This window comes from Pseudomonas cistanchae, from assembly GCF_054483635.1.
Genome location: NZ_JBTLWN010000001.1, coordinates 225,796 through 244,039, shown reverse-complemented (window position 1 = coordinate 244,039; position 18,244 = coordinate 225,796). Strand labels below are relative to the sequence as shown.

Below are 18,244 nucleotides of genomic sequence, written 5' to 3'. Positions count from 1 at the left end.
AAAGAGCTATAGCAGATGCCGTGCCAGTGAAGCCAAACGCCGCGCTAGAGAGGTTGGGGGACACCATGCAGGTGATAAGCAGCGGAATTCCGCCCGCCGAAAAATCGGCGTAGGCGAAAATCCGCCGGTTGCCCGGCTTCAGTCGTCGTCGCTGCTGCCTGCAGGCCGGTAACTGCTGCGCTGCAAGCCGTGGCGCTGCATCTTTTCGTTCAAGGTGCGTCGCGGTATCTGCAGCAGTGCCATGACCTCGGCGATATTGCCTTGGCATTGCAACAACGCGCGATGCAGGCACTGGGCCTCGAACGCTTCCATCTGCTCGCTGAGCGATTGTTCGCTCAGCGTCGCGGCGCTCTCGGTCTGGCCGCTCAAGCCCAATGCATGGCGCTCGGCGGCGTTGATCAGCTCGCGCACATTGCCGGGCCAGTCATGGCCTATCAGACGCGCCAGCTCGGCCGGCAACAGCGGAGGCGTTTCACGCTGGTGACGCTGCGCCGCCTGATTGGCAAAGTGCTCGAACAGCAGTGGAATGTCCTCGCGGCGTTCGCGCAGCGGCGGAATGCGCAGGGTCGCCACGTTCAGCCGGTAGTAAAGATCTTCGCGGAAGCGCCCCGCACGCACTTCATCGAGCAGGTCCGGTTTGACCGCACTGATCACCCGCAGGTCGACCTGAATGCTGCGGTTCGAGCCTAGTCGCTCCAAGGTCTTTTCCTGCAATACGCGCAGCAGCTTGACCTGCTGCGCCAGCGGCAGGCTTTCCACCTCGTCGAGAAACAGGGTGCCGCCGTCGGCGTGTTCGATTCGCCCGATGCGCTTGCCCTGGGCCCCGGTGAAGGCGCCACTTTCATGACCGAACAGCTCGCTTTCGAACAGGTTTTCCGGAATGGCTGCGCAGTTGAGCGCGACGAAGGCCTTGCCGGCGCGGCTGCTGAAATCGTGCAGACAACGGGCCACGCGTTCCTTGCCGCTGCCGGTGTCGCCGCGTATCAGGATGTTCACCGAGGTGCCGGCAAGTTCGAGAATCTGCCGGCGCAGGTTTTCCATCGTCCGCGAGACGCCCAGCAGCTGCGCCTCGATATGGTCCTTCTGGGCGAACTGTTGCCGCAGCTGGCGGTTCTCGCAGACCAGCCGACGTTTGTCCAAACCGCGTCGCACGCTGTCGAGCAGGCGTTCCGGCGTGAAGGGTTTTTCGATGAAGTCATAGGCGCCACGGCTGAGCGCCTGCACCGCCATCGGCACGTCGCCATGGCCGGTGACCAGAATCACCGGAAGATCGCGGTCCAGCTCCAGCAGGCTGTCGAGCAACTGCAGGCCATCGGTGCCCGGCATGCGCACATCGCTGATCACCACGCCGCTGAAATCACGGTCGATCAGCGCGAGCGCCTCGCCCGCACTGGCACAGCTGCGCACCCGCAGGCCAGACAATTCCAGCCATTGCTGGACCGCCTCGCGGATCGCCTGCTCATCGTCGACCACTATCACTTGACCCGTCATATCACCTCCTGCTCGATCAGCCGCAGTGTAATGCCTTGGCATTTTTGTAGGGTGGATCGGGGCGCGGAGCTGGCGCTTTATCCATCCAACTACGCTGACCCGATGGTGGATAAAAACAGCGTTATCCACCCTACATGGCTATGCATTCGGCGCTGCCGGCAGGCGCAGCGTGAACACCGCGCCCTGCTCGCCATTGGCTGCTTCAAGGGTACCGCCCAGTTCGCGGACGATACCGTAGGACACCGCCAAGCCAAGGCCAAGCCCTGCGCCAACCGGTTTGGTGGTAAAAAAAGGCTCGAAGACGTGCCCAAGGTCCGATTCGGCAATGCCGCCGCCACTGTCGGCGACGCTCAGCATGCACTGCCCGTTCTCGCTGAGGATGCGAATCTGTAACCGCCGGGGCGGCGCGTCAGCCATGGCATCCAGGGCGTTGTGCAACAGATTCAGCAGCACCTGTTCGAGGCGGATGGCATCGCCGAGCACCATCGCGTCGGCGTCGATTTGCCGGCGCAGCTCCACCTCTTCGCTGCGAATCCGCGGGCCGAGCAACTGCAGTGCCTGCTCCAGCACATCGCTCAGGCGCAGGCGCTCGCTGAGGCCCGCCGGGCTCTTGCGCGCAAAGGTTTTCAGGTGGCCGGTGAGGCCCGCCATGCGCTGCAGCAGGCCATCGATACGTTGCAGGCCTTCGCGCACATCTTCCTGGCGACCGCTATCGAGCAACAGACGCAGGCTGCCCAACTGCATCTGCATGGCCGTGAGCGGTTGATTGATCTCATGGGCCATGGCCGCCGACATCTGCCCCAGGGCCGCCATTTTCGCCGCGTGCACCAGACCCTCCTGGGCTTCGCGCAGCTCGGCGGTGCGCAGCGCCACCTCGCGCTCAAGGCGTTCACGAATACCGGCCTGCAAGCGCTGGGTCTTGCGCCGCTGTGCAAGAAACAGCAACAGGAAGGCCAGGGTCATCCATACCCCGGCGGCGGCCAGGCGATAACTGCGCACACTGTTGACCAGGGTTTTCGGCTCGAGCAACAGGTGCAGGGTCCAGCCTTCATTGCCCAGTGCCAGCCGTTGCCAGAGGTAATCGCGGCTGCCATCCGGGCCGTCTACACGACGCCACTGGGTGCGTTCGTCGATCTGTCGGAGCAGCGTGCTCGGCAACGGCTGCAGCGCCTGCTCCGCATATTTTCGCACTTCCACCAATTCGGAGCGGGCCTGCTCGTCGAGGTCGTCAAGGGCGCGAAAACGCCAGGCGGGTCGATTGCTGAGGATCACCACCGAGTAGCTGTCGGCCACCAGCAGCACCCCGGCCTGATCAGTCCACTCCCGTTGCAGCTCTTCCAGCTCGAGCTTGACCACCAGCACGCCGAGTACCCGCCCCTCCTCGTCGCGCACCGCATGGGAAAGGAAATAACCGGGGATGCCAGTGGTCACGCCCACAGCGAAATAACGCCCGGACGACTGACGCACGGCATCCTGAAAATAGGGGCGGAACGCATAATTGTTGCCGACGAAACTGCTCCAGTCCCGCCAGTTGCTCGCCACCAGGGTGTCGCCCTGATCGTCGAGCAGATAGAGCACGGTCGAACCCGCCGCCGCGTTGAGCTGTTCGAGCCGGTGGTTGAGCTTCTCGCGCAGCAGGCGATCGGCAGGCGCCCGCAGCAACGCCTTGATGTCGCTGTCCAGCGCCAATACCTCAGGCACCGAGCGGAAGCGTTCGACCAGCGTATGGATGGATTGGGCGTACAGCTGCAGCTGTCCGCGCGCCTCGCCGCTGCGTTCCTCCCAGGCGCGCCGCTCGGCATAGCGCCCGGCCAGCCAGATGCTCGCAAGCAGGCCAAGCAGAATCGGCAACACGATCAGAACGACGCGGTAACGCTGGAGACCTGCAGGCATGTACGGCTCGGCTCAAGGCAATGCCGAACATGGTAGCAAAGCCCGCCGGGGCGCAACCCTATCCCGTCACCGATACGCTGTATGTACCTGGCCGACCCGCGCTGGCACCTGCGGCACCCTCCCGTGATGCTCAATAGAAGTCTGTTCGGAGGCTTTGCCCCTGCACTTAGCCCTGCCAATCAGTGCATTTTAAGAGGACGCCACCCTCCGCCAATGCGGCAAGCGCGAAATCCTACGAACCCGTGTGACGCACCTCACCTGTCCAAAAATGCAAACTGAATATTTGGCAGCTACAGTAGGCTGGAACCCGCTGTAGCTGCTCGCCAGTCAGTCTTGCGCTTGCCTGAGACATGGCTTCCTGTTGGTTGCCGCGGCTGGCGGGTTAGCGTTCAAAAGCCCCAATCTGGCCAAGGATAGCGAGATGAATCCACGTTTTTATACGGCTCTTTCAGCTGCCTTTCTGGCGCTGCCCGGTGAAGCGCTGGCAGGCGGGCTGATGCTCTACGAAATCGCCACGGACAACGTAGGCCTGGCAAATGCCGGAGCAGCAGCCCGCGCCCAAGGACCCGCAACCCTCGCCAGTAACGTGGCCGGTATCGCCTGGCTGCCCGGCACTCAGGTCACCGCAGGCCTTCAGGTGCTGCACAGTAACCTGGATTTCAAAACCACCGACGGCACCACTATCGCCGGTGGCGACAGTGGCAATGCCATGGAGTGGTCGCCGGGCGGCAGTTTCTTTGTCAGCCACGAGTTGGGTGATGGCTGGTCGGTCGGTTTTGCCAGCTACGGCGACTTCGGCCTCAGCCTCAACTATGAGAACGACTGGAGCGGCCGCTACTTCATGCAGAACGGGGAAATCCTCGGCATGTCGCTGCTGCCGACACTGGCCTATCGCGTCAACGAGCAGTGGGCCGTCGGTGTCGGTGTGCGGGCGTTCTACGGGATGCTTGATAGCCAGATCGCGGTGGACAACAACCCGCTGGGGGTGCTCGACCGCCCGGACGGCCAGGTGAAGTATCGAGATCAGGATTGGGGCTACGGGGCCAATCTGGGTGTCATCTATGCCCCGCGCCCTGGAACACGCCTCGGCCTGAGCTATACCAGCGAAATCGACGTCACGTTCGAAGACCGCCTGGATATCGAAGGCCTTGGCCCCTTCGTCACCGACCGTCTACGCGAGCGCGGCGTGCTCGACGCCGACACGAGCATCAAGATGCACATGCCACAAACCCTGACCCTCAGCCTCTATCAGCAGCTCGACGACAGCTGGGCGTTGCTGGCCAGCGCCAACTGGCAGGACTGGTCCAGGTTTGGTGAAGTGGGGGTCGATCTGGACAGCAATAGCCCCCGTTCCGCCACCCTGCAATCGAACTACCGCGATACCTGGCACCTGTCCATCGGCACTCAGTACAGATTCGATCCACGGTGGATGTGGAGCTTCGGTGTCGGCTACGACAGCTCGCCCGTAAATGACGACGACCGCACCCTCACTGTACCAATGGGGGAAACCTGGCGCTTCGGTACGGGCTTGACCTATGCCCTGGGTAGCCAGGTCGACCTGAACCTGAGCTACGAACTGGTCTGGCTCGGAGACATGCAGATCGATCAGGAGAAGCCGCTCCCCGCGAACGCGCCCAAACGGGTTTCCGGAGAATTCGACAACGCCTGGATCCAGGCGCTCAGCGCCAGTGCAAGCTGGCGCTTCTGAAGCTTTCGAATGGATCGCCCAACTTCAGCTGACGCAAAACCTCGATAACACCGTGGTACCTACAGCCATCGCTTGATAGTACTCAGCAAGGAGATTGATCTATGAAGTTGAAAACTGTGACTCTCGTCGGTGCAGTAGCCGCCGCGCTGCTAGTGGCCGGCTGCACCAGCAAGACGGTGAACCAAGCGCAGTACTCGGGATTTCTGCCCAGCTACGAGGGATTGACCGCCGTTGAAACGGCAAGCGGTCAGAAAGCCCTGCGTTGGGTAGCCCCCGGGTTCAACGTCGCCAATTACGACAAGCTGATCTACCAGCCGATCCGCTTTCACCCCACTCCGCAGACCACCGACCGCATCAGCCAGCAGACCTACGATGAACTCCTGAAGTACGCCAATACGCGCCTGAGCCAGGCATTTTCCAATCGGTTCCAGCTGGTTGGGTTTTCTTCCGGTCCCAGAACTCTCGAGTTTCGTGGGGCCATTACCGGCGTCAGCGCCAGTACCGAGGGGGTCAAGCCTTACGAGATCATTCCCGTCGCGCTGGTGCTAGCCGGTGCCATGACCGCCGCGGGCGAACGCGATCAGAATTCCGAGCTGTATCTGGAAGGCGAGTTGATTGACACCGGCACTGGCAAACCGGTGATGCGCGTCGTACGCAAGGGATTCGGCAAGACGCTGGGCAACGACAAGCAGGCCGTAACCTTTGCCGACCTCCAATCGGTCATCGATGAGCTCACCACCGACGTCGCGAACTTCCATTAACCCCAGGCGGGGCATGTGACGCGGCCTGGATGGGCAAGAGGCGCCAACCGCTGAAGGAGCGCCTCGAGGCCACAGGCTGTCCGGCGCAGTGCTCCAGATGGGCAGCCAGCCGTGGTTGGGCGCTCAGGGGAATGCTCCATAGTCGATTTCCATTAGCGACAACCAAGAACTGGCACTGCGCCATTCCGCCCCGCAAGTCAGGGACACAATATGGTTCTAGAAACCACACAACAAATGGACAACCCCGCGCACTCGCGCGAGGGCATGATTTTCGTTCGCGGACAAAGCTTCTGGATGGGCTCCAACGATCACTACCCCGAGGAGGCACCGGCACATCGCGTTGCCGTCGACGACTTTTTGATCGACGAGGCCCCGGTGACCAACGCGGAGTTTGCCAAGTTCGTCGCTGCGACGGGCTACCGGACATTTGCCGAGTTGCCCCCTGACCCAGCAGATTATCCGGGCATCCAGCCAGACATGCTCTATGCGGGATCCCTGGTATTCCAGCCCCGCCCAGGATTGATCGACCTACGCGACTGGACGCAATGGTGGAGCTTTCAGGAAGGAGCCTGCTGGTACCAACCCTATGGCGTCGGCAGCAGTGTAGAGGGGCTGGAGGACCACCCTGTGGTGCATGTTGCCTACCGCGATGCACTGGCTTACGCACACTGGCTGGGCAAGGATCTGCCCACCGAAGCCGAGTGGGAACTGGCCGCCAGAGGCGGTCTGGATCAGGCCGAATACGCCTGGGGACACGAGTTCACCCAGCAAGGGCGGCATATGGCCAATACCTGGCAGGGCAACTTCCCTACCGTAAACGAACTGCATGACGGCTATCTGCGCACTTCGCCGGTTCGGGCCTTCCCGGCCAACGGCCACGGCCTCTTCGACATGATCGGCAATGTGTGGGAATGGACGTCGGATTGGTATGCACCCAAGCACGAAGCCGACGCGCTAAAGGCCTGCTGTATTCCCAAGAATCCACGCGGCGGCAAGGAAAGCGAAAGCTACGATCCCTGTCAGCCCGAAATCAGGATTCCCCGCAAGGTTTTGAAGGGGGGTTCGCACCTTTGTGCCCCTAACTATTGCCGTCGCTATCGCCCAGCAGCGCGGCATGCGGAAGCCATAGACACCTCTACGTGTCATGTCGGCTTCAGATGTGTCAGCAGGTAAGGAGATCTGTCATGAGAAAATCCGTTCGTTCCCATAAACGCAGCCTGTTGGCTTTGGCGGTGAGTACCGCGGTGGCACTGGGCACCCCTGTCTACGCCCAGGAATCGCTGCCCTTTCCCCCGACCCCTTCGGGGAGCAAGGCTGGCCCGACCATCGCCACCTCGACCTACAGTCCGCTGCCCAAGCAAGCGCACCTACCGGCGAACGCGCCCAACATCGTCGTCGTCATGCTCGACGACGTGGGCCCGGCCCTGCCCCACACCTTTGGCGGCGTGATTCAAACGCCCACGCTGGATCGTCTCGCCAAAGAAGGCGTTTCCTACAACCGCTTCCATAACGCGGCCATGTGCTCGCCCACCCGGGCGGCCCTGCTCACCGGGCGCAATCATCACCGCGTGGGTTATGGCCAGATCGCCGAACTGGCCAATGACTGGGACGGCTATACCGGGCGTATTCCGCGCACATCAGCCACGGCGGCCAAGGTGCTGGGCTACTACGGCTACGCGACAGCGGCCTTCGGCAAGTGGCACAACACCCCGGCCAACGAGACCACCGCGGTAGGCCCGTACACCGACTGGCCGGCTGGCGAGGGGGTTGGCTTCGATTACTTCTATGGCTTCCTCGCGGGCGAGTCGTCGCAATGGGAGCCCGCGGTTGTCGAGAACACGGTGCGCGTCGACCCTTCCCACGGCAAGGAGGGCTACCACTTCACCGAGGACATGACCGACAAGGCCGTGTCCTGGATCAAGCAGGTACGTGCGCTGACGCCGGATCGGCCGTTCTTCGTCTATTGGGCACCCGGTGCCTCCCATGGCCCCCACCACATCTTCAAGGAGTGGGCCGACAAGTACAAAGGCCGCTTCGACGGGGGCTGGGATGCCATGCGCGAGGAAATCTATGCGCGGCAGAAACAGCGCGGCTGGATCCCACAGGATACCGAGCTGACACCCCGCCCCGACTCGCTGGCAGCCTGGAAAGACATCCCGGAAGACGAGAAACCGTTCCAGCGCCGCCTGATGGAAGTGTTTGCCGGCTACACCGAGCACGCAGATGTCCAGGCCGGTCGTTTGCTGGAAACCCTCGACGAACTGGGTATCCGTGACAACACGCTGATTTTCTATGTGTGGGGCGACAACGGCTCCAGTGCCGAGGGCCAGAATGGCACGATCAGCGAGCTGCTGGCACAGAACGGCATCGCGACCGAGATCAAGGATCATATCCGCACCATGAACGAGCTTGGTGGCATGGACGTACTCGGCTCGCCCAAGGCCGACAACATGTACCACGCCGGCTGGGCCTGGGCCGGTTCCACCCCCCATCGCTCCACCAAACTCGTCGCTGCGCACTTCGGCGGTACCCGCACACCGCTCGTGGTGTCCTGGCCTAAGCAGATCAAACCTGACCAGACGCCACGCTCGCAGTTTCATCACGTCAACGATATCGTCCCGACCATCTATGACGTGCTGGATATCCAGCCGCCCAAGCTGGTCGATGGCATCAGCCAGGACCCGATCGACGGCGTCAGCATGGCTTACTCTTTCAACGCGCCCGATGCCAAGGGGCAGAAGAAAGGCCAGTACTTCGAGGTGATGGGCAGCCGTAGCTATTACCAGGACGACTGGATTGCCTCGGTGTTCGGACCTCGTGCCCCCTGGGTTCCGGGCGTTGACCCGGCCATCCTGAAATGGACGCCGGACCAGGACACCTGGGAGCTCCACGACCTGCGCAAGGACTTCTCGCAGGCCAAGGACGTGGCAAAAGACCATCCGCAGAAGGTGGAGGAACTGCAGAAGGCCTTTTCCGCCGACGCCGAAGCCAACAAGGTGTACCCCGTTGGCGGCGGTCTATGGTCCGTGGTGTTCCATCCGGAGGACGCGCCACGCAATCCCGCGACTGAATTCCACTATGCGCAGGAAGTGTTCGGCGTCCCGGAATTCACCGCTCCCAAAGTAGGGGCGCGGAGCAATCTGGTCACCATCGAGACCGAACTGACCGCCGACTCCCAGGGCGTGCTTTATGCCTTGGGTGCCTTCTCCGGCGGGCTCGCGTTATGGGTCGATCAGGGCAAGCTGTCCTACGAGTACAACCTGTTCGAGGTCGAAAGGACGCTGCTGGAATCTGCTAGTCCCCTGCCCACCGGCAAGGTCAAGATTGAAGTAGAAACCCATAAGCTCGACGACAAACGCGCGGGGCCGCTTTCCGTCGCCGTCCGCATAAACGGCAAGGAAGTCATCAAAGGGCAGGTTCCGCGTTCGGCACCGCTGACCTTTACCGCCAACGATGCCTTCGATGTAGGTCGGGACAGCTATTCCCCGGTGTCACTTGCCTACTTCGATCGCAAACCCTTCAAGTTCAACGGCGAGATCGCTAGCTTAAAAGTCGCGTACATGAAGTGAAGTCGAGCGGCTCGGACTCCATTCGAGTAGCCCGAAATGGTACGGCGGCCATAAAAATGCCGTACCACTTTCGGAATTCATTCTGTGGCTGTCCGGGCCACTGGTTCGAACAGACTTTATTCTTACGAACAGCCTCTATTGCTTAGGGGCCATCCCCCCGTTCACCTTTTTACGGCGGTTATTCCACCGTCACGCTTTTGGCCAGGTTGCGCGGCTGGTCAACGTCGGTGCCCTTGAGCACGGCGACGTAGTAGGACAGCAGCTGCAACGGGATGGTGTAGAGGATCGGCGCCAGGGCATCGTGGATATGCGGCATATTCACCACGTGGGTGCCTTCGCCATTGCGCATGCCGGCCTGCTCGTCGGCAAACACCACCAGCTCGCCGCCACGGGCGCGCACTTCCTGCAGGTTGGACTTGAGCTTTTCCAGCAGCTCGTTGTTCGGCGCCACGGTGACCACCGGCATGTCGCTGTCCACCAACGCCAGCGGGCCGTGCTTAAGCTCACCTGCTGGGTAGGCTTCGGCGTGAATATAAGAAATTTCCTTGAGCTTGAGCGCGCCTTCCATCGCCACCGGGTACTGCGCGCCACGGCCGAGGAACAGGCTGTGGTGCTTCTCGGCGAACAGTTCGGAGACCTTCTCCACCACGCTGTCCATGGCCAGGGCTTCACCCAGACGGGTTGGCAGGCGGCGCAGCTCGTCGACCAGCTCGGCTTCCAGACCTTTGTCCAGGGTGCCACGCACCTGGCCAAGGGACAGGGTCAACAGCATCAGTGCGACCAGCTGCGTGGTGAAGGCCTTGGTCGACGCCACGCCGATTTCCGGGCCGGCCTGGGTCAGCAGGGTCAAGTCAGATTCGCGCACCAGGGAGCTGATGCCAACGTTGCAGATGGCCAGGCTGGCCAGATAGCCGCCCTGGCCAGGCGCATGTTCCTTGGCGTTGCGCAGCGCGGCCAGGGTATCGGCGGTTTCGCCGGACTGGGAGATGCTGACAAACAGGGTATCCGGCTGCACCACCACCTTGCGGTAGCGAAACTCGCTGGCCACTTCGATCTGGCAAGGAATCCCGGCCAGGCCTTCCAGCCAGTAACGGGCAACCATCCCGGCGTGGTAGCTAGTGCCGCAGGCGACGATCTGCACATTGCGCACCTTGGCGAACAACTCAGCAGCCTGCGGGCCGAAAGCCTGGACCAGCACGTGGTCAGTGCCAAGACGGCCTTCCAGAGTGCGCTGCACGACCTTGGGCTGCTCATGGATTTCCTTGAGCATGAAGTGGCGGTACTCGCCCTTGTCCGCGGCCTCCGCACCTTCGTGATACTGCACGCTCTCGCGCGTCACTGGCTGGCCGTCAACGCTCCAGATCTGCACGCTTTCGCGCTGGATCTCGGCGATATCGCCTTCTTCTAGGTACATAAAGCGGTCGGTGACCTGACGCAGCGCCAGTTGGTCGGAGGCGAGGAAGTTCTCGCCCAGGCCCAGACCGATCACCAGCGGGCTGCCGCTGCGGGCGGCGAGCAGGCGATCCGGCTGCTTGGCGCTGATTACCGCCAGGCCGTAGGCACCGTGCAGTTCCTTGACTGCTTCTTTCAGTGCTGCGGTCAGGTCCCGCTGAGTCTTCAGCTTGTGGTCGAGCAGGTGCACGATCACTTCGGTGTCGGTGTCGGAGCTGAATACGTAACCCAGACCCTTGAGCTGGGCGCGCAGTTCTTCGTGGTTCTCGATAATGCCGTTGTGCACCACCGCCAGCTCACTGCCGGAGAAATGCGGGTGGGCATTGCGCTCGCTAGGTGCGCCGTGGGTGGCCCAGCGGGTGTGAGCGATACCCAGGCGGCCGGCCAGCGGTTCGGCACTTAGCGCGCTTTCCAGCTCGCTGACCTTGCCGACGCGGCGGCGACGGTCGAGGTTGCCTTTATCTGTCAGCAAGGCCACACCCGCGCTGTCGTAACCGCGGTATTCCAGGCGCTTGAGGCCTTCAACCAGCACGGCGGTGATATTGCGTTCGGCAACTGCGCCAACGATTCCACACATAGTCTTCTCCTTAAGCTTCAACAGCCGCGCAGATCAGCTTGATCCCACGCACGGTCAATTGTTCACGCGCCTCTGGACTGAGGCGTTCGTCGGTTATCAGGGTATGGATGCCGCTCCAGGGCAGCTCCAGGTTGGGAATCTTGCGGCCGACCTTATCGCTCTCGACCATCACCACCACTTCGCGGGCCACATCAGCCATCACCCGGCTCAGGCCGAGCAATTCATTGAAGGTGGTGGTGCCACGGCTCAGGTCGATGCCATCGGCGCCAATAAACAGCTGGTCGAAATCGTAGGAACGCAGCACCTGTTCGGCGACCTGACCCTGGAAGGATTCCGAATGCGGGTCCCAGGTGCCGCCGGTCATCAGCAACACCGGCTCGTGCTCCAGCTCACTGATGGCGCGGGCGACGTTAAGTGAGTTGGTCATCACCACCAGGCCGGGCTTGTGGCCGAGCTGCGGGATCATCGCTGCGGTGGTGGTACCGCTGTCGATAATGATCCGCGTGTGTTCACGAATACGCGCCACACCGGCACGGGCGATGGCCTGCTTGTACTGGGAGATCGGCTGGATATCACTGATCAGCTCTTGCGGCATGGGCACCGCGCCGCCGTAACGGCGCAGCAGCAGGCCACTTTTTTCCAGGGCGGCGAGGTCTTTGCGAATGGTCACTTCGGAGGTGGCGAACGCCTTCGACAACTCGTCCACACTCACCTCGCCTTGCTCAGCGAGCAGGGCAAGAATGGTGTGGCGACGTTGCGGAGTGTTGCGTTTCGACATGCTAAGTTTCGATTCGAAAGATAATGGCGCGAATCAAAACCTAACGAAGCTTTTTCGTCAAGCGGCAATCGACGTAGGGTGGACATGCCGACGGCTTGCCCACCAAGCGCGCGGCGATGGCGGACAAGGCTGCACCATGTCCGCCCTACTCGGAATCATTTCTTGGTCGGGCGCTTCCAGCCTTCGATATTGCGTTGCTTGGCACGGCCGACAGCCAGCGTCCTGGCCGGTACGTCGGTAGTCACCACCGAACCGGCGCCCGTGGTGGCACCATCGCCCAAGGTGACTGGCGCGACCAGAGCGCTGTTGGAGCCGATAAATACATCCTCACCCAATACGGTCTTGAACTTGTTGGCGCCATCGTAATTGCAGGTGATGGTGCCGGCGCCGATATTGGTTCGCGCACCGATTTCAGCATCGCCAAGGTAAGAGAGGTGCCCGGCCTTGGCGCCCTCGCCCAGCTTGGCGTTCTTCAGCTCGACGAAGTTACCTACATGGGCGCGGGCACCCAGCACTGAACCCGGACGCAGACGAGCGAACGGACCGCAATCGGCACCCTCACCCATTTCAACGCCTTCCAGATGGCTGTTGGCTTTAACGATGGCACCTTTGCGCAGGGTGCTGTTCTTGATCACGCAATTGGGGCCAATCTGCACGCCATCTTCGATCACCACCTGGCCTTCAAGGATCACGTTGATATCGATCAACACGTCACGGCCTACCGTGACTTCGCCGCGCAGGTCGAAACGCGCCGGGTCGATCAGGGTCACGCCCTGCACCATCAACCGACGCGCGGCGCGGTACTGATAGTGGCGCTCCAGTTGCGAAAGCTGGATGCGATCGTTGGCACCCAGCACTTCCATCTCGTCAGCCGCCTGTTCGGTGGCGACGACCAGGCCATCGGTTACGGCCATGGCGATTACGTCAGTCAGATAGTACTCACCCTGGGCGTTGCTGTTGGACAGACGACCGAGCCAGTCGCCCAGTTTTTTCCCTGGGACGGCGAGAATGCCGGTGTTGCCTTCACGGATCAGGCGCTGCTCGGCGCTGGCGTCCTTGTGCTCGACGATGGCCTTCACCACACCCTGCTCATCGCGCACGATGCGGCCGTAGCCAGTTGGGTCGTTTAGATTGACCGTGAGCAAGCCGATTTGCTGTTCGCTGACCTGCTGTAGCAGGCGCTGCAGGGTTTCCACTTCGACCAACGGCACATCGCCGTAAAGAATCAGCACACGCTCAGCGCTCAACGCCGGCAGCGCTTGAGCCACGGCATGGCCGGTGCCTAGTTGTTCGCTCTGCAGCACGAAATTCAGGTCATCCGCCGCCAGTTGCTCTCGAACCCGTTCCGCGCCATGGCCGATCACCACATGAATGCCTTGCGGTTTCAGCAGGCGGGCGGTATCGATCACATGGCCAAGCATGGATTTTCCGGCAACTGGGTGCAGGACTTTCGGCAAGGCGGAACGCATGCGGGTGCCTTGGCCAGCGGCGAGGATAACGATATCGAGCGACATGGGAGCGGATTCCAGGCAGACGAAGGCGGGCTAAATCCCTAGCCCGGCCAACTGAAAAGGTAAAAACAGCAGGCAAAGAAAAAGGGCAGCCAAGGCTACCCTTTTACTCGTTTGCGATGAAGCGTCGGAATTAACCGCCGAACTTCTTACGCATTTGCTGAACGGTACGCAGCTGGGCTGCGACCTCGGCCAGATGAGCAGCTGCGGAGCCGTAATCGAATTCCGCGCCTTTCTCATTCAGGGCCTTCTCGGCAGCCCGGAGGGCTTCCTGAGCAGCAGCTTCGTCGATATCGGCAGCACGCTGCACGGTATCGGCCAACACTTTCACCACATTCGGCTGAACTTCAAGGAAGCCGCCGGAGATGTAAAACACCTCGGCCTCGCCACCCTGCTTGACCAGACGAATCGGGCCCGGCTTGAGGTCGGTGATCAAGGGCGCGTGGCCTGGAGCGATACCGATATCGCCCAGGTTGCCGTGCGCGATGACCATCTCGACCAGACCGGAGAAGATCTCGCCTTCTGCGCTGACGATGTCGCAATGGACTGTCATAGCCATGTCTAACCTCATGTATCGCCCCGCTCGACCGCGCAGTTGCGGTTAAACAGGCCGGAAGCGCCCGTTGCCGGGCGCACGGTGGTTACAGTTTCTTCGCTTTATCGATGGCTTCTTCGATGCCGCCGACCATGTAGAACGCCTGCTCTGGCAGGTGATCGTACTCACCTTTCAGAATGCCGCTGAAACCAGCGATGGTGTCCTTCAGGGAGACGTACTTGCCCGGCGAACCGGTGAAGACTTCGGCCACGAAGAATGGCTGCGACAGGAAGCGCTGAATCTTACGAGCACGGGATACCAGCTGCTTGTCGGTTTCCGACAGCTCATCCATACCCAGAATCGCGATGATGTCCTTCAGCTCTTTGTAGCGCTGCAGCACGTACTGAACGCCACGGGCGGTGTCGTAGTGCTCCTGGCCGATCACGTTAGGATCGAGCTGGCGCGACGTGGAGTCGAGTGGATCGACCGCTGGGTAGATACCCAGGGAGGCGATGTCACGGGACAGTACGACGGTAGCGTCCAAGTGGGCGAAGGTGGTCGCCGGGCTCGGGTCGGTCAAGTCGTCCGCAGGTACGTATACCGCCTGGATCGAGGTGATCGAACCGTTCTTGGTCGACGTGATGCGCTCCTGCAGGATGCCCATCTCTTCGGCCAGGGTCGGCTGGTAACCCACTGCGGAAGGCATACGGCCCAGCAGTGCGGATACTTCGGTACCGGCCAGGGTGTAGCGGTAGATGTTGTCGACGAACAGCAGAACGTCGTTACCTTCGTCGCGGAACTTCTCGGCCATGGTCAGGCCGGTCAGTGCTACGCGCAGACGGTTGCCTGGCGGCTCGTTCATCTGACCGTAAACCAGGGCTACCTTGTCGAGAACGTTGGAGTCCTTCATCTCGTGGTAGAAGTCGTTACCCTCACGAGTACGCTCACCCACACCGGCGAACACGGAGTAACCGCTGTGCTCGATGGCGATGTTACGGATCAGTTCCATCATGTTTACGGTCTTGCCGACACCGGCACCACCGAACAGACCGACTTTACCGCCCTTGGCGAACGGGCAGATCAGGTCGATAACCTTGATGCCGGTTTCCAGCAGGTCGTTGCCGCCCGCTTGCTCAGCGAAGGAAGGTGCAGGACGGTGAATGCCCCAACGCTCTTCTTCGCCGATCGGACCAGCTTCGTCGATCGGGTTACCGAGTACGTCCATGATCCGGCCCAGGGTCGCTTTACCGACAGGTACGGAGATGGCTGCGCCAGTGTTGTTGACGTCCAGACCGCGCTTCAAGCCTTCGGTCGAACCCATCGCAATGGTACGCACCACGCCGTCGCCCAGCTGCTGCTGAACTTCCAGGGTGGTTTCGGCGCCTTGAACTTTCAAAGCGTCGTAGATGCTCGGAACCTGATCCCGTGGGAATTCCACGTCGATCACGGCGCCGATGATTTGAACGATACGTCCGCTACTCATCTTTGGTTCCTCTGAATATTTGAACCGTTCTTAAACCGCGGCAGCGCCGCCAACGATTTCCGAAATCTCTTGAGTGATCGCTGCCTGGCGCGCCTTGTTATAGATCAGTTGCAAATCACTGATCAGATCACCGGCGTTATCGGTAGCATTCTTCATCGCGATCATCCGCGCCGCTTGCTCGGCAGCGTTGTTCTCGACCACCGCCTGGTACACCTGCGACTCCACGTAACGCACCATCAAGCCGTCCAGCAGCTCCTTGGCATCGGGTTCGTAGAGGTAGTCCCAGTGGTGCTTGAGCTCCTGATCCGGATCAGCCACCAGCGGAATCAACTGCTCCACTGTCGGCTGTTGCGTCATGGTATTGATGAACTTGTTCGAGACCACGGACAAACGGTCGATGCGACCTTCGAGGTATGCATCGAGCATGACCTTGACGCTACCGATCAGATCATTGATCGACGGCTCTTCGCCCAGGTGGCTGATCGCAGCAACGATGTTGCCACCAAAGTTGCGGAAGAACGCCGCACCCTTGCTGCCAACAACGCAGAGATCGATCTCCACGCCTTGCTCGCGATTTTGCGCCATGTCCCTGATCAACGCCTTGAACAGGTTGGTGTTCAATCCACCACACAGACCACGGTCACTGCTTACCACTACATAACCAACGCGTTTGATTTCGCGTTCGATCATGAACGGGTGACGATATTCCGGGTTGGCATTGGCCAGATGACCAATTACCTGGCGGATGCGATCCGCGTAAGGACGACTAGCAGACATGCGCATTTGAGCCTTGCGCATCTTGCTGACAGCCACCTTTTCCATGGCGCTGGTGATCTTTTGCGTGCTTTTGATGCTCGCAATCTTGCTGCGAATCTCTTTTGCGCCTGCCATTTGACACCTATCGGGTTAGCAGGCGGAGGCCGCAAGGCCTCCGCTGCGGCTTACCAGGTTTGGGTGGCCTTGAACTTCTCGATACCGGCTTTCAGGGCCGCGTCGATTTCGTCATTGAAGTCACCCTTCACGTTGATCTTCGCCATCAAATCGGCGTGATCGCGGTTGAAGTAAGCAATCAGAGCTTGTTCGAAGCTGCCGATTTTGTCGATTGCGATGTCCTGCAGGAAGCCACGTTCGGCCGAGTACAGGGACAGCGACATGTCGGCGATGGACATCGGCGCGTATTGCTTCTGCTTCATCAGCTCGGTAACGCGCTGACCGTGTTCAAGCTGCTTGCGGGTCGCCTCGTCCAGGTCAGAAGCGAACTGGGCGAAAGCCGCCAGTTCACGGTACTGAGCCAGAGCGGTACGGATACCACCGGAAAGCTTCTTGATGATCTTGGTCTGAGCGGCGCCACCTACGCGGGATACCGACACACCGGCGTTCACTGCCGGACGGATACCGGAGTTGAACATGGCCGATTCCAGGAAGATCTGACCGTCAGTAATCGAAATCACGTTGGTCGGAACGAACGCGGAAACGTCACCGGCCTGGGTTTCGATGATCGGCAGAGCGGTCAAGGAACCGGTTTTGCCAGTCACCGCGCCGTTGGTGAACTTCTCGACATACTCTTCGGATACGCGGGATGCGCGCTCCAGCAGACGGCTGTGGAGATAGAACACGTCGCCTGGGTAGGCTTCACGGCCTGGCGGACGGCGCAGCAGCAGGGAGATCTGGCGGTAAGCCACTGCTTGCTTGGACAGATCGTCATAAACGATCAGTGCGTCTTCGCCGCGGTCGCGGAAGTATTCGCCCATGGTGCAACCGGCATACGGTGCAATGAACTGCAGCGCAGCGGATTCAGAAGCACTGGCGGCAACAATGATGGTGTTAGCCAGGGCACCGTTTTCTTCCAGCTTGCGCACCACGTTGGCGATGGTCGACTGCTTCTGACCGATAGCTACGTAAACGCACTTAATGCCGCTGTTCTTCTGGTTGATGATGGCGTCGATGGCCAGAGCGGTTTTACCGATCTGACGGTCACCGATGATCAGCTCGCGCTGACCACGACCAACCGGGATCATGGCGTCGACGGCCTTGTAGCCAGTCTGTACAGGCTGGTCTACCGACTTACGCCAGATAACGCCCGGCGCAACCTTCTCAACAGCGTCGGTGGCGACGTTGTTCAGCGGGCCTTTGCCATCAACCGGATTACCCAGTGCATCGACTACGCGACCCAGCAGTTCCGGGCCAACCGGAACTTCGAGAATGCGGCCGGTGCACTTGGCGCTCATGCCTTCAGCCAGAGACTGATAGGCACCGAGAACCACGGCGCCGACGGAGTCGCGCTCCAGGTTCATCGCCATGCCGTAGACCGCGCCCGGGAACTCGATCATTTCGCCGTACATCACATCGGCGAGACCGTGAATACGCACAATACCGTCGGAAACGCTGACGACCGTGCCTTCGTTACGGGCTTGGGAGGCTACATCGAGCTTGTCGATGCGACCCTTGATGATTTCACTTATTTCGGAAGGATTGAGTTGCTGCAT

At 60.9% G+C, this 18,244-nt stretch carries 13 protein-coding genes; 4 read left to right on the top strand and 9 right to left on the bottom strand.

The annotated features are described in order from the left end of the window. Positions 1–138 precede the first annotated feature (138 nt). Positions 139–1,491, bottom strand: coding sequence for a sigma-54-dependent transcriptional regulator (locus tag ACX0MV_RS01110; RefSeq protein WP_458980648.1), 1,353 nt, complete (start codon positions 1,489–1,491; stop codon positions 139–141). Between the two features lie 138 nt (positions 1,492–1,629). Next, complete coding sequence (locus tag ACX0MV_RS01105; protein ID WP_458980647.1) at positions 1,630–3,384, bottom strand: sensor histidine kinase; 1,755 nt, start codon at positions 3,382–3,384, stop codon at positions 1,630–1,632. A 421-nt stretch (positions 3,385–3,805) separates the two neighbouring features. Here ACX0MV_RS01105 and ACX0MV_RS01100 point away from each other — a divergent pair, with 421 nt between their 5' ends. From ACX0MV_RS01100 to ACX0MV_RS01085, 4 genes are all read left to right on the top strand, one after another. After that, positions 3,806–5,092: an OmpP1/FadL family transporter gene (locus ACX0MV_RS01100; protein ID WP_458980646.1), complete on the top strand. Its 1,287-nt coding sequence runs from the start codon at positions 3,806–3,808 to the stop codon at positions 5,090–5,092. 101 nt (positions 5,093–5,193) lie between these two features. Further along, the gene (locus ACX0MV_RS01095; protein WP_458980645.1) at positions 5,194–5,853 is read left to right on the top strand and encodes a DUF3313 domain-containing protein; all 660 of its coding nucleotides are present in this window, start codon (positions 5,194–5,196) and stop codon (positions 5,851–5,853) included. A 210-nt stretch (positions 5,854–6,063) separates the two neighbouring features. Next, positions 6,064–7,026: a formylglycine-generating enzyme family protein gene (locus ACX0MV_RS01090; RefSeq protein ID WP_458980644.1), complete on the top strand. Its 963-nt coding sequence runs from the start codon at positions 6,064–6,066 to the stop codon at positions 7,024–7,026. Positions 7,027–7,037: 11 nt separating this feature from the next. Then, on the top strand, positions 7,038–9,422 hold the full coding sequence (locus ACX0MV_RS01085; RefSeq protein ID WP_458980643.1) for an arylsulfatase: 2,385 nt from the start codon (positions 7,038–7,040) through the stop codon (positions 9,420–9,422). Positions 9,423–9,600: 178 nt separating this feature from the next. On the opposite strand, the gene glmS is transcribed toward ACX0MV_RS01085, so the two are convergent. From glmS to atpA, 7 genes are all read right to left on the bottom strand, one after another. Beyond that, a complete protein-coding gene (gene glmS, locus ACX0MV_RS01080) occupies positions 9,601–11,451 on the bottom strand; it encodes a glutamine--fructose-6-phosphate transaminase (isomerizing) (RefSeq protein ID WP_458980642.1) in 1,851 nt (616 codons plus the stop codon). Between the two features lie 10 nt (positions 11,452–11,461). Continuing rightward, a complete protein-coding gene (locus tag ACX0MV_RS01075; protein ID WP_458980641.1) occupies positions 11,462–12,229 on the bottom strand; it encodes a DeoR/GlpR family DNA-binding transcription regulator in 768 nt (255 codons plus the stop codon). Positions 12,230–12,384: 155 nt separating this feature from the next. After that, the gene (gene glmU / locus ACX0MV_RS01070; RefSeq protein WP_458980640.1) at positions 12,385–13,743 is read right to left on the bottom strand and encodes a bifunctional UDP-N-acetylglucosamine diphosphorylase/glucosamine-1-phosphate N-acetyltransferase GlmU; all 1,359 of its coding nucleotides are present in this window, start codon (positions 13,741–13,743) and stop codon (positions 12,385–12,387) included. A 130-nt stretch (positions 13,744–13,873) separates the two neighbouring features. Then, complete coding sequence (locus tag ACX0MV_RS01065; RefSeq protein WP_458980639.1) at positions 13,874–14,299, bottom strand: F0F1 ATP synthase subunit epsilon; 426 nt, start codon at positions 14,297–14,299, stop codon at positions 13,874–13,876. An 82-nt stretch (positions 14,300–14,381) separates the two neighbouring features. Beyond that, positions 14,382–15,758: a F0F1 ATP synthase subunit beta gene (gene atpD / locus ACX0MV_RS01060; protein ID WP_458980638.1), complete on the bottom strand. Its 1,377-nt coding sequence runs from the start codon at positions 15,756–15,758 to the stop codon at positions 14,382–14,384. A 30-nt stretch (positions 15,759–15,788) separates the two neighbouring features. Then, positions 15,789–16,649 (bottom strand): F0F1 ATP synthase subunit gamma, encoded by an 861-nt coding sequence (gene atpG, locus ACX0MV_RS01055; RefSeq protein ID WP_458980637.1) that lies wholly within the window; start codon positions 16,647–16,649, stop codon positions 15,789–15,791. Positions 16,650–16,699: 50 nt separating this feature from the next. Next, the gene (atpA, locus tag ACX0MV_RS01050) at positions 16,700–18,244 is read right to left on the bottom strand and encodes a F0F1 ATP synthase subunit alpha (protein ID WP_458980636.1); all 1,545 of its coding nucleotides are present in this window, start codon (positions 18,242–18,244) and stop codon (positions 16,700–16,702) included.

Excerpts from the sequence above, each read along its gene's own strand:
- ACX0MV_RS01105 (WP_458980647.1), bottom strand. The coding sequence starts at position 3,384 with ATGCCTGCAGGTCTCCAGCGTTACCGCGTCGTTCTGATCGTGTTGCCG.
- glmU (WP_458980640.1), bottom strand. The coding sequence starts at position 13,743 with ATGTCGCTCGATATCGTTATCCTCGCCGCTGGCCAAGGCACCCGCATG.
- atpG (WP_458980637.1), bottom strand. The coding sequence starts at position 16,649 with ATGGCAGGCGCAAAAGAGATTCGCAGCAAGATTGCGAGCATCAAAAGC.
- ACX0MV_RS01100 (WP_458980646.1), top strand. The coding sequence starts at position 3,806 with ATGAATCCACGTTTTTATACGGCTCTTTCAGCTGCCTTTCTGGCGCTG.
- atpA (WP_458980636.1), bottom strand. The coding sequence starts at position 18,244 with ATGCAGCAACTCAATCCTTCCGAAATAAGTGAAATCATCAAGGGTCGC.
- ACX0MV_RS01065 (WP_458980639.1), bottom strand. The coding sequence starts at position 14,299 with ATGGCTATGACAGTCCATTGCGACATCGTCAGCGCAGAAGGCGAGATC.
- ACX0MV_RS01075 (WP_458980641.1), bottom strand. The coding sequence starts at position 12,229 with ATGTCGAAACGCAACACTCCGCAACGTCGCCACACCATTCTTGCCCTG.
- atpD (WP_458980638.1), bottom strand. The coding sequence starts at position 15,758 with ATGAGTAGCGGACGTATCGTTCAAATCATCGGCGCCGTGATCGACGTG.
- ACX0MV_RS01110 (WP_458980648.1), bottom strand. The coding sequence starts at position 1,491 with ATGACGGGTCAAGTGATAGTGGTCGACGATGAGCAGGCGATCCGCGAG.
- ACX0MV_RS01085 (WP_458980643.1), top strand. The coding sequence starts at position 7,038 with ATGAGAAAATCCGTTCGTTCCCATAAACGCAGCCTGTTGGCTTTGGCG.
- glmS (WP_458980642.1), bottom strand. The coding sequence starts at position 11,451 with ATGTGTGGAATCGTTGGCGCAGTTGCCGAACGCAATATCACCGCCGTG.
- ACX0MV_RS01090 (WP_458980644.1), top strand. The coding sequence starts at position 6,064 with ATGGTTCTAGAAACCACACAACAAATGGACAACCCCGCGCACTCGCGC.
- ACX0MV_RS01095 (WP_458980645.1), top strand. The coding sequence starts at position 5,194 with ATGAAGTTGAAAACTGTGACTCTCGTCGGTGCAGTAGCCGCCGCGCTG.